Origin of the sequence: Acinetobacter sp. 10FS3-1, assembly GCF_013343215.1 — a bacterium.
GTDB classification, from domain to species: domain Bacteria; phylum Pseudomonadota; class Gammaproteobacteria; order Pseudomonadales; family Moraxellaceae; genus Acinetobacter; species Acinetobacter lwoffii_C.
Map to the genome: position 1 here is coordinate 856988 of NZ_CP039143.1, position 14320 is coordinate 871307.

Annotated in this window: 15 protein-coding genes and 2 pseudogenes; 7 read left to right on the forward strand and 10 right to left on the reverse strand. The window is 42.2% G+C overall.

What is annotated here, in order from left to right; genetic code table 11:
• Nucleotides 1-643 precede the first annotated feature (643 nt).
• A complete protein-coding gene (locus E5Y90_RS03990; protein WP_151206490.1) occupies nucleotides 644-838 on the reverse strand; it encodes a hypothetical protein in 195 nt (64 codons plus the stop codon).
• A 561-nt stretch (nucleotides 839-1399) separates the two neighbouring features.
• Between E5Y90_RS03990 and sbmA the strand changes: the two genes are divergently transcribed.
• On the forward strand, nucleotides 1400-2593 hold the full coding sequence (sbmA, locus tag E5Y90_RS03995; RefSeq protein WP_174659474.1) for a peptide antibiotic transporter SbmA: 1194 nt from the start codon (nucleotides 1400-1402) through the stop codon (nucleotides 2591-2593).
• A gap of 668 nt (nucleotides 2594-3261) precedes the next feature.
• Nucleotides 3262-4179: a hypothetical protein gene (locus E5Y90_RS04000; RefSeq protein ID WP_228723975.1), complete on the forward strand. Its 918-nt coding sequence runs from the start codon at nucleotides 3262-3264 to the stop codon at nucleotides 4177-4179.
• Nucleotides 4180-4279: 100 nt separating this feature from the next.
• Here the strand turns inward: E5Y90_RS04000 and E5Y90_RS04005 are convergent, their stop codons facing one another.
• Nucleotides 4280-4858, reverse strand: coding sequence for a DJ-1/PfpI family protein (locus E5Y90_RS04005; protein WP_174659476.1), 579 nt, complete (start codon nucleotides 4856-4858; stop codon nucleotides 4280-4282).
• 227 nt (nucleotides 4859-5085) lie between these two features.
• Here E5Y90_RS04005 and E5Y90_RS04010 point away from each other — a divergent pair, with 227 nt between their 5' ends.
• Complete coding sequence (locus E5Y90_RS04010; protein ID WP_174659477.1) at nucleotides 5086-5610, forward strand: hypothetical protein; 525 nt, start codon at nucleotides 5086-5088, stop codon at nucleotides 5608-5610.
• Nucleotides 5611-5623: 13 nt separating this feature from the next.
• Here E5Y90_RS04010 and E5Y90_RS04015 read toward each other — a convergent pair whose 3' ends face one another.
• The 8 genes and pseudogenes from E5Y90_RS04015 to gatC form a co-directional block, all read right to left on the reverse strand.
• Nucleotides 5624-5842 carry a hypothetical protein gene (locus tag E5Y90_RS04015; RefSeq protein WP_174659478.1) on the reverse strand — a complete coding sequence of 73 codons (219 nt, stop codon included), beginning with the start codon at nucleotides 5840-5842 and terminating at the stop codon, nucleotides 5624-5626.
• A gap of 264 nt (nucleotides 5843-6106) precedes the next feature.
• A pseudogene (locus tag E5Y90_RS04020) lies at nucleotides 6107-6706 on the reverse strand (NYN domain-containing protein); the annotation flags it as partial.
• A 16-nt stretch (nucleotides 6707-6722) separates the two neighbouring features.
• Nucleotides 6723-7193 carry a transposase family protein gene (locus E5Y90_RS17380; RefSeq protein ID WP_217485911.1) on the reverse strand — a complete coding sequence of 157 codons (471 nt, stop codon included), beginning with the start codon at nucleotides 7191-7193 and terminating at the stop codon, nucleotides 6723-6725.
• The gene (locus tag E5Y90_RS04030) at nucleotides 7141-7551 is read right to left on the reverse strand and encodes a transposase family protein (RefSeq protein ID WP_174659419.1); all 411 of its coding nucleotides are present in this window, start codon (nucleotides 7549-7551) and stop codon (nucleotides 7141-7143) included. The genes E5Y90_RS17380 and E5Y90_RS04030 overlap by 53 nt, the downstream gene beginning before the upstream one ends.
• 71 nt (nucleotides 7552-7622) lie before the next feature.
• Nucleotides 7623-7817: pseudogene (locus tag E5Y90_RS04035) on the reverse strand (NYN domain-containing protein); the annotation flags it as partial.
• Between the two features lie 73 nt (nucleotides 7818-7890).
• Complete coding sequence (gatB, locus tag E5Y90_RS04040) at nucleotides 7891-9366, reverse strand: Asp-tRNA(Asn)/Glu-tRNA(Gln) amidotransferase subunit GatB (RefSeq protein ID WP_174659479.1); 1476 nt, start codon at nucleotides 9364-9366, stop codon at nucleotides 7891-7893.
• Nucleotides 9366-10844, reverse strand: coding sequence for an Asp-tRNA(Asn)/Glu-tRNA(Gln) amidotransferase subunit GatA (gene gatA / locus E5Y90_RS04045; RefSeq protein ID WP_174659480.1), 1479 nt, complete (start codon nucleotides 10842-10844; stop codon nucleotides 9366-9368). The genes gatB and gatA overlap by 1 nt, the downstream gene beginning before the upstream one ends.
• Before the next feature lie 52 nt (nucleotides 10845-10896).
• Nucleotides 10897-11211, reverse strand: a complete 315-nt coding sequence (gene gatC / locus E5Y90_RS04050; RefSeq protein ID WP_151205525.1) for an Asp-tRNA(Asn)/Glu-tRNA(Gln) amidotransferase subunit GatC — start codon at nucleotides 11209-11211, stop codon at nucleotides 10897-10899.
• Nucleotides 11212-11342: 131 nt separating this feature from the next.
• Here gatC and E5Y90_RS04055 point away from each other — a divergent pair, with 131 nt between their 5' ends.
• From E5Y90_RS04055 to E5Y90_RS04070, 4 genes are read left to right on the forward strand one after another with little or no spacing between them, the layout of a single operon-like run.
• Nucleotides 11343-12389 (forward strand): rod shape-determining protein, encoded by a 1047-nt coding sequence (locus E5Y90_RS04055; protein ID WP_151206476.1) that lies wholly within the window; start codon nucleotides 11343-11345, stop codon nucleotides 12387-12389.
• Nucleotides 12390-12405: 16 nt separating this feature from the next.
• Entirely contained in the window at nucleotides 12406-13263 is an 858-nt protein-coding gene (gene mreC, locus E5Y90_RS04060; protein ID WP_151203039.1) for a rod shape-determining protein MreC, read from the forward strand.
• Nucleotides 13250-13741, forward strand: coding sequence for a rod shape-determining protein MreD (gene mreD / locus E5Y90_RS04065; protein ID WP_151206474.1), 492 nt, complete (start codon nucleotides 13250-13252; stop codon nucleotides 13739-13741). Before mreC ends, mreD begins: the two co-directional genes overlap by 14 nt.
• The gene (locus tag E5Y90_RS04070) at nucleotides 13729-14295 is read left to right on the forward strand and encodes a Maf-like protein (RefSeq protein WP_174659481.1); all 567 of its coding nucleotides are present in this window, start codon (nucleotides 13729-13731) and stop codon (nucleotides 14293-14295) included. Before mreD ends, E5Y90_RS04070 begins: the two co-directional genes overlap by 13 nt.
• Nucleotides 14296-14320: the final 25 nt, after the last annotated feature.

Sequence of the window (14320 nt, forward strand, 5' to 3'; positions counted from 1 at the left end):
AAACACTTTTAGTGTGTATCTTTACTTTGTAAAATTTCGAAATATTTAGGCGATTTAAATATTATATTTTCTGAGTGTATGATTATTTATTTTATTAGAAAAATGTATATTTATGTAATTATAATAAATAATTAACTGAAACTTTAAAATGTTTTAAATTTAACGATTTAAAGTGATTTTTTATTTAAGGTTATTGTAGGTAAAATAGAATACCTTGATTCAAGCAGATAAATTTTTCTGGCTTTAAATCAGAGTTATGAAGTTGAGACTTAATTAATGAACCTGATATGGGTCAGGAGTCAAAATAAATGCAAACAGCAAAGTTTTTATTTTAAGACCTGCCAAGTGTTGATCCTAAAAAGAACCTGAAGATGGTTTAGTCATCTACAGCAGACCAATATCATTTCAGACCATACAGCAAAATAAAATATTAGGCAGTTGGCGAAATGGAACATGCCAGCTATTCACGCTGAAAGTGAGAAATACTGCTGGCTATTTAGTAGAGCTATCATTTTGTACATAGCAGCTTTGCCCTATAAGCCAATGATCAGAATTTTTGAAACCTTGGCTTTAGCAGAACCTGGAGAATGTATTAAATTCTTTCAGACCAGACTAAAGTCTCTGTCGAGCTGATTATTTTTATTTAAAGTACACGCCAAATCTTGTTTTCATCTTTTAAGGCAACAGTAAAATTAAAATCATCATCCTTGCTCACCAGCAGGCTGGTAGGAGTCTGCATCAGGACTTTCAGAACTGTACCTGTTTCAAATACCAAAGGAGGGCAGTTTTCTTTTTCCAGTGTTACAGGCTTCAGCAGTTCGATGACTGATTTTTCCATTTTTTATCTCCCCGCGGTCAATGAATTTTTATAGGCCTAATCATAACATGTTTTGTGAAAATTCACCTATTTCTATAAAGAAATGAGAACTTCATCAATTATTTCCTGAGTAATTTCAGTAAATTAAAAACGCATCTGCTACGTAGAAAAGATAAAAATAGTATCTCGGTAATTTTCCATTCTATAAAAATTCTTTATTTTAACCCTTAAAATTATGAGAGCCAAAGATGCCCCAAAACTAAAGATAAAATTGAATGACTGAAGTGAAGAAGAGGGGGCTGCTATAGTATGATGGCTCATTCATGAGGAATGACTGGGCTTTCTGTCTCGTCTAGCTCAGCATATATTTTGTCGCCCAGCTCGACCAAGTGCCAACACCCCCTGTATTTAGAATAAATTTAATCTAAAAAATAAATTATATTTAATGCATCAATGTTTTATATTCATCTGTTGTTTTTTGCATTAAATTGAAAAATAATGCTGTCGCAGGTTCTCAAGCTAAAAATAAGAATACACTGTGCTTCATTTCTGAACCAGAGATAAAAGGAGAGTTATACCTCTATGTTCAAGTCATTTTTTCCGCAACCGGTCTGGTTTTTCAGCAGTCTGGTCTTGTGGTTTCTAATCAATCTCGGCCTTTGGCATAGCGGTGGTTCAGGCTGGGGTGTTTATCTCGGCTTGGCACAAGGGTATCAGGATGCAAATCTTCCTATTGGAATTAACCGCTTCTGGACCCCGAAATTTATCTGGTTTTATCTATGGTTCTTTGTCGCTACCACTTTGTTTGCTTTGTTTTGGCGGTTTAAAGCCCATCACCCATGGCAGCGCTGGTCCGTCTGGGGATCAGCTTTTATCCTGTTTAATATCTGGTTTGGCGTACAGGTCAATGTGGTGCTGAACGAATGGTACAGTCCGTTTTATAACCAGATTCAAAACATGCTCAGTCAAGGTGGAGGAGATGTAAAGTTTCTTTACCAGGAGGCATTGACCTTCATTTATATTGCCATGGTTTATGTCACGCTGGCAGTCTTTAACCTGTTTTTTGTCAGCCATTATGTATTCCGCTGGCGTACTGCAATGAATAATTATTACACTGCACACTGGGAAAAACTGCGTCATATTGAAGGGGCATCACAGCGTATTCAGGAAGATACCATGCGTTTTGCCAAGACCACCGAGCAGCTCAGTGTTTCCCTGATTGAATCCCTTATGTTATTGATGGCTTTTTTGCCTGTTTTGTATCAACTGTCCTCGCATGTAAAAGTTTTGCCTTTTGTCGGGGAGATTCAACATAGTTTGGTGTGGGCATCAATTGGTTGGGCAGCACTGGGAACGGTGATCTTGATAATCGTTGGCATGAAGCTGCCAGGACTGGAATTTAATAACCAGAAAGTAGAAGCTGCCTATCGGAAAGAGCTGGTTTACGGTGAAGATTATGAAGATCGCGCCCATCCTTTGACCTTGCAGGAACTTTTTAGCCGGGTACGCTGGAACTATTTCCGTTTATATTTCCATTATGCCTATTTCAATATGGTGCGGATCTGGTATTTGCAGCTCGATAATATTTACGGATTATTTATTCTGTTTCCAAGTATTGCTGCGGGCACGATTACGCTGGGCTTAATGATGCAAATCCTGAATGTTTTTGGCAAAGTTCGCGAGTCTTTTCAATACCTGATTATGTCTTGGCCGACGATTATTGAACTCTTGTCGATCTATAAACGTTTGAAAGCATTTGAATCTCATATTAAATAAATGAGTTTTAAAATATTTGATTTTAAGGCCAAACATTCAAAGTTTGGCCTTTTTTGTGTTTTGTTTCAGGGAAAAGCGAGAAAATGAGCCAACAAAGTCACTGCTCTATGTGCCGCTCAATGGTCGCAATCTCTCAGTGTCAGGATATTTAACCGTTTTCTCTTATCTAGTGTCTGAGAGTCAGTATGACTGGGGTTTAATTTGTATAATGGGGGGATATAAAAAATAAGGATTTTACATATTTGAAATGATTCAATTTTTTAATCTCATCTAGAGGATATAGAAGAAGTGAATCAATGTTCAGGGAGGCAATAAAATAATAAAAAGCTCTTGAGTATATTTAGAATGGATAACCGAACAACTCGTTTCTTTGGTCTTTAGGTGAGCAGGTTGGGGTTAAAATTTAAATACAGTGATCTGTCCGATTAATGAACCATTAAAATGTTAACAAAATCCATTTTTATAAAACAAAGGTTGTCATACTTAACACCTTTGGTAATGATCTGTGCGATTTTTTACTTTAATTTCGATATTTATCAATATCTTATGATTGTTGTTTTTTTGTATTTGCTATATGTTATAGCTTAATCCGGGTTGAGATGTTTGCTGTGCAATTAAAATTCATTATTCTAACAATAAGTACAATAATTTTAGCGGGCTGTAATAGCATGATGCCCTCGAAACCCAAGGCTTTGCACCCTTTTGTTAGCCCTCAAGAAGTGATTGTCAAAAGAAATTTAAACTTAGAAAATGGTCAGGCAAAAGAGTATGTCTATGTATGGGATGCAGCCCGACAGCATCTGGAACCACAATCTTTATATCCCCGTACCGTCCTCAGCCAGTATTGTCATGAACAGGGCGGGAAGTTTTCCCTGTTACATCGAAGCCGCCTAAGTCTGGTCAAAGAGAATGCCCAAAGAAGCAGTCTAAATAAAAATCGTTATGTCACCCAAGGGATTGGTGCCTATCAGTGCCATCTGTCGAGCCAAGCACAAAAAAACTGGATTGTATCGATTGAACCTGTTTCCGAGCGCCAGCAAGATAAGAAGGGCACGCGGGCAGTACGTTTATTGACACAGATGTTTACATTGAATGAAGCGCATAATTTTTATCAGGCTAATAAGACCGCCTCTAAAGTCAGAAAACCGGGCAATGATAAAACAGAAGCTAAAACTACCGTGAAAGAGGTCGAGAAAGCTGATCTTGATAAAAAAGAAACAGATAAACAAGAAAGTAAAGTACCTCTAGAACAGCCTACAATTGTAACGCGCCGTAAAGCGGAAACGCCACAACAGCAGCAGATGAAGCTCTATGTGGTAGCTCGTCGTGATATTAATAGCGGTAAAAATCTGAACAATGCCTGTAATAATGCGCAGCGTGCTTATAATTATGGCAAGTTACAAGGAACAGAAGGCACCCGGGTATATACCGAGTCGGGAATGCTGGTGGCACGCTGCCTGAATGGTATTCCTGCTTATGCGAATCGCTTCCCGAACTCTAAAGCTCAGGCCAAGCGAGTGTTGCAAAACTTGGCGACTAACTACAATCATAGTGGTGCGAAGAATATGCTGAAGCAAATCAATTAGATGTTTTTTGATTAATGAGGTTTAAGCAGTTGCAATTATGATAGGAAAGATTCTAAACCCGCTTAGAATCCAGCAAGTTTAGAATCTTTGGCATAAAGCATTAAAGGCGAATGGTGGCGCCTAAAGCTTTGACAAATTGTGCCATCCAAGCCGGGTGAGCAGGCCATGCAGGCGCAGTAACCAGATGACCATCGGTAACTGCTTCAGTAACAGCAATGTCGGCATATTGACCGCCTGCCAATTTCACTTCAGCAGCGCAAGCAGGATAAGCAGAACAGACACGGCCTTTTAATACATCAGCAGCGGCTAAAAGCTGCGCGCCATGACACACTGCAGCAATCGGTTTTTGTGCTGCATCGAATTCACGCACAATCTCGACCACACGATCATTCATACGCAAGTATTCAGGCGCACGTCCACCAGGAATGACCAGTCCCACATACTCCTGTGAATTTACCGCAGTAAAATCATAGTTAATGGCAAAGTTATGACCACGTTTTTCGCTATAAGTTTGCTCGCCTTCAAAGTCATGAATGGCTGTTGCAATGCTATCTCCCGCTTTTTTGTCAGGACACACTGCATGCACGGTATAGCCTAGGCCAGTCAGAAACTGAAATGGCACCATAGTTTCATAATCTTCGGCATAGTCGCCAACCAGCATCAGAATTTGCTTAGACATGTTTTTCCCCTCGAAAAGTATACTTTTACTGTTTTAGAGAACCTTAGCATAAGTAGGTGACAGTGATAAGAAAATGGAAACCTTTTTTGGTCGAATAATAATAGTTTTTAAAATCATGGAATTTTGAGCTAAGTAAAAGAATAATATTTATTTTACAGATGAATAACAGGTGAACAGAGGCGGTTTGTGATACAAAGAATTCATTGTTATTAATAGGAGTTTGCCTGATGTCTCGTAGTGTATTCACTGCCGTTCGTCACACATTTTCCCGTATGGGCTGTGCTGCTGTAATGGCACTTGCCTTATGCGGTGCAACTCAACTTGCATCAGCCGGGCCAACGGTGGATCAGTTGAGTGATTGTCTGGTGAAATCAACCACAACAACGGATAAGACGACGGTGTTGCAATGGACTTTTGTAGCTTTATCAGCCCATCCTGAGCTAAAGAAATTCAGTAATGTAACCGATGTGCAGAGAACGCAGCTTGATAAAAACCTAGCTCAAGTGTTACAGCGTATATTGGTGGAGCAGTGTTCTGCGCAAACAAAAGCAGTGATCCAGGCAGAAGGCTTGCCAGCTGTTGGTAATAGTTTTCAGGAACTGGGCAGTATTACGGGTGAAGAAATTCTAAAAACTCCAGCAGTGAAAGAGCAGCTCAAGGGCGTGGTGCGATATATTGATTTAAATAAATTGGTGGTGACGTTTTTGACACCGGATGTGTGGAATAAGTTGGGGTTGATTCGAGGGGAATAAGTGGTTTTTGAGTTTATTTGAAGATAGCGATGATGATTTTAATCAGCCAGTAGATGGGGTAGAAGATCACTTCAGTTCCATAGGAAAAATCTCCGCGTTGTTTTCTACGTGGTTCAGGTTGCGCTTCAGGGAGCGACTTATGGCTTTTGGGAATAATGAGCAAAAAGACAATAACAACTGAAAATATGCCAATTACTAGTTGAATGATGGTAAGTAAGAGTTCGGTTGTCATTATTGTTTTTCTTTGGTGTTTTTGATTTTATAGCATAAATATTAATCCTCGCTAATGTGTTTCTTTTTTAGAAATACCTCTCCCTAACCCTCACTTGCGCTTCGTTTTAAAAGCAGTGCTGTAAAACTCGCTCAGGAGAGGGAATTTCGCTTATTAAGTTGATTACGCGACAAAGTCTCTTTTTTTATAGGGGGAAATTTAGAAGAAGTTAAGAATCTTGATAAGTCCTAAATTTTCGAGTTTGATGATTCAAGATACTTTTTTTCATTTAAGTTTGATATATATTTGTTTATGGCCATTTTCCAAAATTCGTTCTTCATACTCAAAAATATCAGAATGATCTTTTATTAAGTCTACAACCTTTTTAAATCCATAATTTCTTGGGTCAAAATCATTTTGTAGTAATTTCCATTGTGATGTAAATGAAGATGCAGGAATCCATTCAGTATCATGGTTATCGAAAACTTGCTTAATAATGTTTAAAGGCAGAGGAATTTGTGATTCTGTTTTAAGCTGCTGTTTTGGTACTTCTTTGTTACTATTTTCTTTTTTAATTTCTGTAATTACTCTTTCTTTGAATATAGATTCTTCGTAATTACTTAGATTTTCAACATAGGTGAAGTGCGAGCAAGCATTTCTGAATGCTTCCGGTGTTTGTTTTTTACCAAATCCATAGACTGTAGCCCCTTGCTCTTTAATACGAATTGCTAGTGCAGTAAAGTCACTATCACTTGATACTAAGCAAAACCCGTCAAATCTACCGGTATAAAGTAAATCCATTGCATCAATAATCATAAAGCCATCTGTTGCATTTTTACCTGTTGTATAGGCAAATTGCTGCATAGGCTTAATCGCTAGACTATTAGACTTCTTTCATAAGTCATTTTTTACTCAGTTCTAAATTATAGATTCCCGCAATTAGATTGAATCTTAATCCTAGTCTTTTGCCTCGATTGAGATATCGTTCGGCAAGGATCTTGAAAGTTTTCAAACTGCCAAATACATGCTCAATCCCAATTCTTCTTTTATTGATTTCCTGATTATAGGTTTTTAATTCAGGATCCAGTTTACAACGCTTCTTTGCTTTTAATGGCAACAAGCTATTTGGATACACTGTATAAATTCCCTGATAACCCTTATCCGCAAGGATAAATGCACCTGCAGGAATCTGATTCAAGTTACGTTTGAAGAGTTCGAAATCATGTACGGCACCACGACTCGTACATAAACTCAGGATTTTTTGAGTTTGATAATGAATGATGGCCTGTACTTTGAAGGTGTGGGTCTTTTTCTTGCCGCTATAGCTTTTCTTCTGTTTTTTTAGGCCTTTGGATTGGAATTTCTGTGGCATCTACAATCACCACATTCCAGTCAATGCCTTCGCCTTCAGGCAAATGCTTGGGTAAATTAAATAAATTGGACTTGATTAAGCAGTCCTCTACATGACGTACGATTCTTGAAGCAGTGGGCTCTGACACGCCATAACTCGTCGCAACGTGAAATAAGGTTCGGTATTCCCGCCAATAACTTAAGCACAGGAGGATCTGATCCTCTAAGCTCAATTTAGGTGGTCTGCCTTTGGCAGGAACATGCATCTTCAATTGCTCAACCATTAAATCAAAGGTTGACCATGAGATACCGGTGTATCGCTTGAACTGTGTTTCAGAAAGCTTCTTTGAATCGATGTATTTCATCCGCAGATTATGCATGAATATTGAAAATTCCTCGGTACAAATAAGCAGCAAAAAGTAGATCGTTTTTTGATTTATGAAAGAGATCTATTAATTGCTTGTTTCCAACTACCATTTTGATTAACAAAATTTCCATAAATTCTTTTAACAGTAGCTTCCCCATATTTAGTTAGTTCATTTAATATATTTTCAATATCTTTTGCTGATGCATTATCTGCATCAATTAATACTGCTAATTTTGTTGTTCTTTCTTCCGAAACATTAAAAATTGTTTTTAAAGCCATCATTCTCTCAAAAATAAAAACCCTACACTAGGTAGGGATTTTATAGCATAAAATTAATTCATGAGCGAATGGATTAACCAATCAATTTCTTCATCAATTCATTCACTTGAGCAGGGTTGGCCTTACCACGTGACGCTTTCATCACTTGACCAACCAGGCCATTGAACGCTTTCTCTTTACCAGATTTATACTCTTCAACCATCTTCTCGTTGGCAGCAAGCACTTCCTTAATAATCGCTTCAATTGCACCTGTATCAGTTTCCTGTTTCAAGCCTTTCTCAGCAATAATTTCGTCCGCAGTTTTGCCTTCTTCCCACATAAAGCCGAACACCTGTTTCGCGATCTTACCGCTAATGGTGTTGTCTACAATACGCGCGATCATCCCGCCAAGTTTCTCAGCAGATACAGGAGAGTCAGCAAGGTCTAGGCCAGCTTTGTTTAAAGCACCTGAGAATTCTCCCATGACCCAGTTTGCAGCAATCTTACCTTGTGCAGCACCACCAGCAGCAGCGACAACTTCTTCGTAGAACTCTGACATTTCACGCGTTAGTGTAAGCACATGAGCATCGTACTCAGTCACACCAAAGTCCGCCACGAAGCGCGCACGACGTGCCGCAGGAAGTTCAGGCATGGTTGCTTTAATGGCTTCAATTTGCTCGTCTGCAATGATCACAGGTAACAAGTCTGGGTCAGGGAAGTAACGGTAATCGTTCGCTTCTTCTTTCGAGCGCATAGAACGGGTTTCCATCTTCACCGGGTCAAACAGACGCGTTTCCTGATCAATGGTGCCGTCCCATTCCAGAATTTCCATCTGACGCTCAATTTCAACATTAATCGCCTGTTCAATGAAACGGAATGAGTTCAGGTTTTTCAGCTCGCAACGTGTACCGAACGGTTGACCCGGACGGCGTAACGACACATTACAGTCGGCACGGAACGAACCTTCCGCCATATTACCGTCAGAAATACCTAACCAGCGTACCAGTGTATGAATGGCTTTAATATAAGCCACCGCTTCTTCAACCGAACGCATATCCGGTTCAGACACGATTTCAAGCAGCGGCGTACCGGCACGGTTTAAATCGATACCAGACATGCCTTCAAACTGGTCATGAATCGATTTACCTGCATCTTCCTCTAAATGCGCACGTGTTACGCCAATGCGTTTAACTGTGCCATCGTCCAGCTGGATATCGATATGACCGAGGCCCACAATCGGGTTGTCCATCTGGCTGATCTGGTAGCCTTTAGGCGAATCTGGGTAAAAGTAGTTTTTACGTGCAAATACAGAAGCCTGGTCGATATAAGCATCAATTCCCAAACCAAAGCGAATGGCAAGATCAACCACTTCCTTGTTCAATACCGGTAGTACGCCCGGCATAGCAAGGTCCACCAAACTGGCTTGGGTATTTGGATCTTGACCGAATTCAGTAGAAGAACCCGAGAAGATTTTAGATTTGGTCGCCAGTTGCGTATGGATTTCGATCCCAATGACAACTTCCCAGCCATCAATTAAATTTGACTTTGGTTTTTTTTGAGCTTGAGCCATTATGCGTTCTCCTCAGCAATTGCCGCGCGTTTGGTATGCCAGTCTGTGGCTTGCTGGTACTGATGGATCACAGACAACAATTGAGATTCTGACCAGTAGTTACCAATCAGTTGTAAGCCAACTGGCAAGTGGTCTTGGTCAAAACCAACAGGCGCGTTAATCGCAGGAAGACCTGCCAGGTTCACTGCGAGGGTATAGATATCACCCAAATACATTTCGGTGGGGCTTAGATTAGCACCAATCTTATAAGCTGTAGTTGGTGCAGATGGTGCAGCAATCACATCTACATTTTCAAAGGCTTTTAAGAAGTCTTGCTGGATCAGGCGACGGACTTTTTGCGCTTTTACATAGTAAGCATCGTAATAACCCGCCGACAGAGCATAGGTCCCGATCAGGATACGGCGTTGTACTTCAGCACCAAAACCTTCAGAGCGTGAGCGTTTGTACAAGTCCATCAAGTCCACAGGATTCTCTGCACGGTAGCCATAACGCACGCCGTCATAGCGAGATAAGTTTGAAGAAGCTTCGGCAGGTGCGATCAGGTAGTAAGTCGGTACATAGCTTTCAGTCATGTTGAGATCAATCTCAACCAGAATGGCGCCCATGTCTTCCAGTTTTTTTAAGGATTCTTCAACACGTGCCTTCACATCGGCAGCCAAACCTTCAACATTGAAGTACTGCTTTGGAATACCAATGCGTAAGCCTTTGACTGATGTGCCATTGAGGTTTGCCACATAATCATCTACTTCTTTATTGATTGAAGTAGAGTCTTTAGCATCATGACCGGCCATCACGTTCATCAGATAAGCACAGTCTTCAGCGGAACGTGCTATTGGGCCGCCTTGATCCAGTGATGATGCGTACGCGATCATACCGAAACGCGATACCCGGCCATAAGTCGGTTTCAGACCGGTCAGACCACAGAAAGAGGCGGGCTGACGGATTGAACCACCCGTATCAGTACCGGTTGCGAAGGGTGCCAGATCAGCCGCTACAACCGCAGCAGAACCACCTGAAGAACCACCTGGAACATGATCTAAAGCCCAAGGGTTTTTGGTTGCACCAAAGTAAGATGACTCGGAAGTTGAACCCATGGCAAACTCGTCCATGTTCACTTTTCCGAGGGTCACTAGGCCCGCAGCTTTAGCTTTCGCTATAACGGTTGCGTCGTAAGGAGAGATAAAATTGTCCAGCATTTTAGAACCGGCAGTGGTTTTAATGCCTTGGGTACAGAAAATATCTTTGTGTGCAATCGGAATCCCGGTCAGTGCGGTTGCATTTCCGGCTTTAATGGCCGCATCTGCGGCATCGGCTTGCACCAAGGCTTGTTCAGCAGTGACAGTCACATAAGACTTCACCTGAGCATCAATCTTTTCAATGCGCTTTAAATAATGTGCAGTTAATTCGCGGGATGAAAACTGGGCATTGGCCAGGCCTTCACTAAGTTCACGAATGGATAAGCGATGTAAATCTGTCATGAGAAATAATTCTTTACGTTTAATTTAATAAAAAGAATGAACTGGGTAGTAATTACTCAATCACGCGCGGGACGAGATATAAGCCGTCCTGTACTGCAGGGGCAATGGCCTGGTACTGCTCGCGATGATTGCTTTCCGACACGACATCTTCACGTAATGGCTGCGGGTGGTCGAAAGGGCTTTTTAGCGGCTCAACACCGTCTGTATCGATGCCTTTCAGGGTTTCCATCATGCCTAAAATTTTATTTAAACTTTGAGCATATTCAGCAGATTGCGTATCATTAAGAGATAACCTTGCGAGGTGGGCAATAGCTGAAACTGTTTCTGCATTTAAATCTGCAGAAGACTGTGCATCCGATGTAGACATAATATTACCTAATCAGTATTAAAAAATTCAAATTATCATGCGTTATGATAAGCGATTGACTTGTCCAAATCATCACATTTAGTTAAAGTGGCCACCTTGCGTCCATATAAAGTTTAACTGAGAACGTCCCCGTGATTCTAAAACGACTAATAGGCTTGTTTTCGCCAGATCTCGCTATTGATTTAGGTACTGCAAATACACTTATTTATGCGCCAGGACGAGGCATTATATTAAATGAACCGACGGTTGTAGCCATCCGTCATAGCGGTTCACATAAAATTGTTGCTGCTGTAGGTCTTGACGCGAAACAAATGCTCGGTCGTACGCCTGCAAATATCTCTGCAATTCGTCCGATGAAAGATGGTGTAATTGCAGATTTTGAAGTGACCGAAACCATGTTAAATCAGTTCATTGGTAAGGTACACGAAAAACGTTTATTTCCGCCAGCACCGCGTGTCGTGGTCTGCGTGCCATGTAAATCGACTCTGGTTGAACGCCGGGCGATCCGCGAGGCGGTATATAATGCCGGTGCGCGTGAAGTCCGTCTGATTGAAGAGCCGATGGCAGCGGCAATTGGTGCAGGTATGCCGGTTGAGCAGGCCTGTGGTTCCATGGTGGTTGATGTTGGTGGGGGTACGACTGAAATCGCCATCATCTCGCTACAAGGCTGTGTCTATGCAGATTCGCTGCGTATCGGCGGTGATGTATTCGATGAGCAGATCATCAACTACGTGCGTAAGGCACATGGCTGCGTGATTGGTGAAACCACAGCTGAAGTGATCAAGAAAGAGGTGGGTATGGCATTGCCAGATGAAGGTGAAAAGCCACTGGAAATTGAAGTCCGCGGCCGTAACCTCGCAGAAGGTGTGCCACGTGCGATTGTGGTGAATTCGGATGAAGTCACTCAGGCCATTTCTGATCCCCTACAAAATATTGTCTCAGCAGTCAAATCTGCGCTTGAACAAACTCCGCCAGAACTGTCTTCGGACATTGCTGAACGCGGTATTGTGTTAACAGGCGGTGGCGCATTGCTCCGTAACCTTGACAAGCTGTTAGCCAAGGAAACCGGCCTGCCTGTGGTGGTTGCTGAAGATCCACTGTCATGCGTGACCCGTGGTGGTGGCAAGGTACTCGAGTTCTTCGATAATCCAAATCACGACATGTTATTTGTAGGCTAAGACAAGGATTCGGCGGGTGCAAGCACATCTGTTTTCTCGACAACCGCCATCTTTTCGCTCTTTTATCATTGCATTGGTCACCTGTCTGGTAGTGCTGTTCTTTGACTGGCGCATGCCACATGTGGTCCAACCTGCACGGGATGTCTTGTACGCGGCTTATAATCCGATTTATGCCGTGGCCAGCTATCCGGTACTGTCGCGAGAATGGCTGAATCAACAAACCAAATCTGAAGCACAACTGCGTCGTGAAAATACCGCGATGCAGGCTGAGCTGTTGCAGGCCCAAGTCCGACTGCAAAAAATTGCCGAGCTTTCTGCCGAAAATACCCGTTTACGTGGTCTGCTGGATACACCGCTGATTATTGATGGACGCATGGAAATTGCCGAGGTGATTGGCACAGATGCCGACCCCCTGCGGCATATTATCGTGATCAACCGTGGTTCCAGAAATGACCTGAAAGTAGGACAGACCGTATTGGATGATAAAGGTATCATGGGGCAGATTATCAGTGTCTATCCACATAGTAGCCGGGTAATGTTGCTGTCTGATAAAGAGCATTCGCTGTCCGTACGTCTGGAACGTACTGGCATGCGTGCCATTGTATCCGGTACGGGCGATCTGGGACGTTTAAAGATGGAATATGTACCGACCAGTGCCAACATCAAGGTTGGAGAAAAAGTATATAGCTCCGGGTTGGGCCAGCATTTTCCGGCCGGTTATCTGGTGGGGACGGTGGCTAAAGTCCAACGGCATAATTCAGGCGAGTTTGCCCAAATTGACATGATTCCGGCAGCACAGCTTGCGGGCGGGCATCATGTGGTGGTGTTATTCTCCGACTCACTGGCGATGGAGCAGCCGCATGTCAATCGCTAAGATGAAATCAAGAACACAGCGTGATCCTTTTCTGGCAATTGTAATATCGGTAATCCTCGCTTCGATCTTGATGGTTTATCCCTTGTCCTATACCTTGTCGGGCTGGCGTCCGCTGTTTATGCTGATGGTGATGCTGTTCTGGGTATTGTGTCAGCCCACCTGGTGCGGGATCTGGTTTGCTTTTGCGACCGGTATTTTTGCGGACTTGTTGCTGGATGCGCCTTTGGGGCTTAATGCCCTCAGTTTTATACTTATCGCTTTTCTGGCACGTTTCCTGACCCGTGAACGCCGTATTTTGACCTTTTCCAATCTGTGGATCATCACTGCAATTGCCATTGTGGCCCATCTGATGCTGATCTTTTTTGCCCAGATTTTAGCCAGCGTACAGTTTTCCTTTGCCCGGCACTGGATTCCAGTGCTGACCAGTATTCTGGTATGGCCTGTCCTTTACTATATGTTGAAGAAATGGCGCATATAATTCTTGCTTCTAGCTCGCCGCGACGTCGCGAGTTGTTACAGCAACTTGGACTGAGCTTTGATATTTATAGTCCGGATATCGACGAATCTGTGCATGTAGGCGAGTCCGTCGCAACCTATGTGGAACGTCTGGCACGGGCCAAGGCTGATGCCGTGGCGGAGCGTTTTCCAGAAGCAATTATCATCGCCGCAGATACCAGTTTAGGTGTCGACAATGAAATTTTGGGCAAACCCGCATCAAAACAGCATGCGATTGAAATGTGGACAAAAATCTCAGGGCGGTGGCATGATGTTTACACTGGGGTGTGTGTGCGTACAAAAGATGAAAAATACAGTATAGTCGTCAGAACCCAGGTTGAATTTCAGATACTGAGTGTCCAGGATATGGAAAGTTATTGGGCAAGCGGTGAGCCGGTAGGAAAAGCAGGTGCTTATGCAATTCAGGGCATTGCCGCACGCTATATTCCAAGCATTCAGGGCAGTTATTCTAATGTGGTGGGTTTGCCCCTTTATGAAACAGTACAGTTATTACAGAGAGTTAAGGCACTAAATTAACTACTGATAAAAAAGAATTTTTATA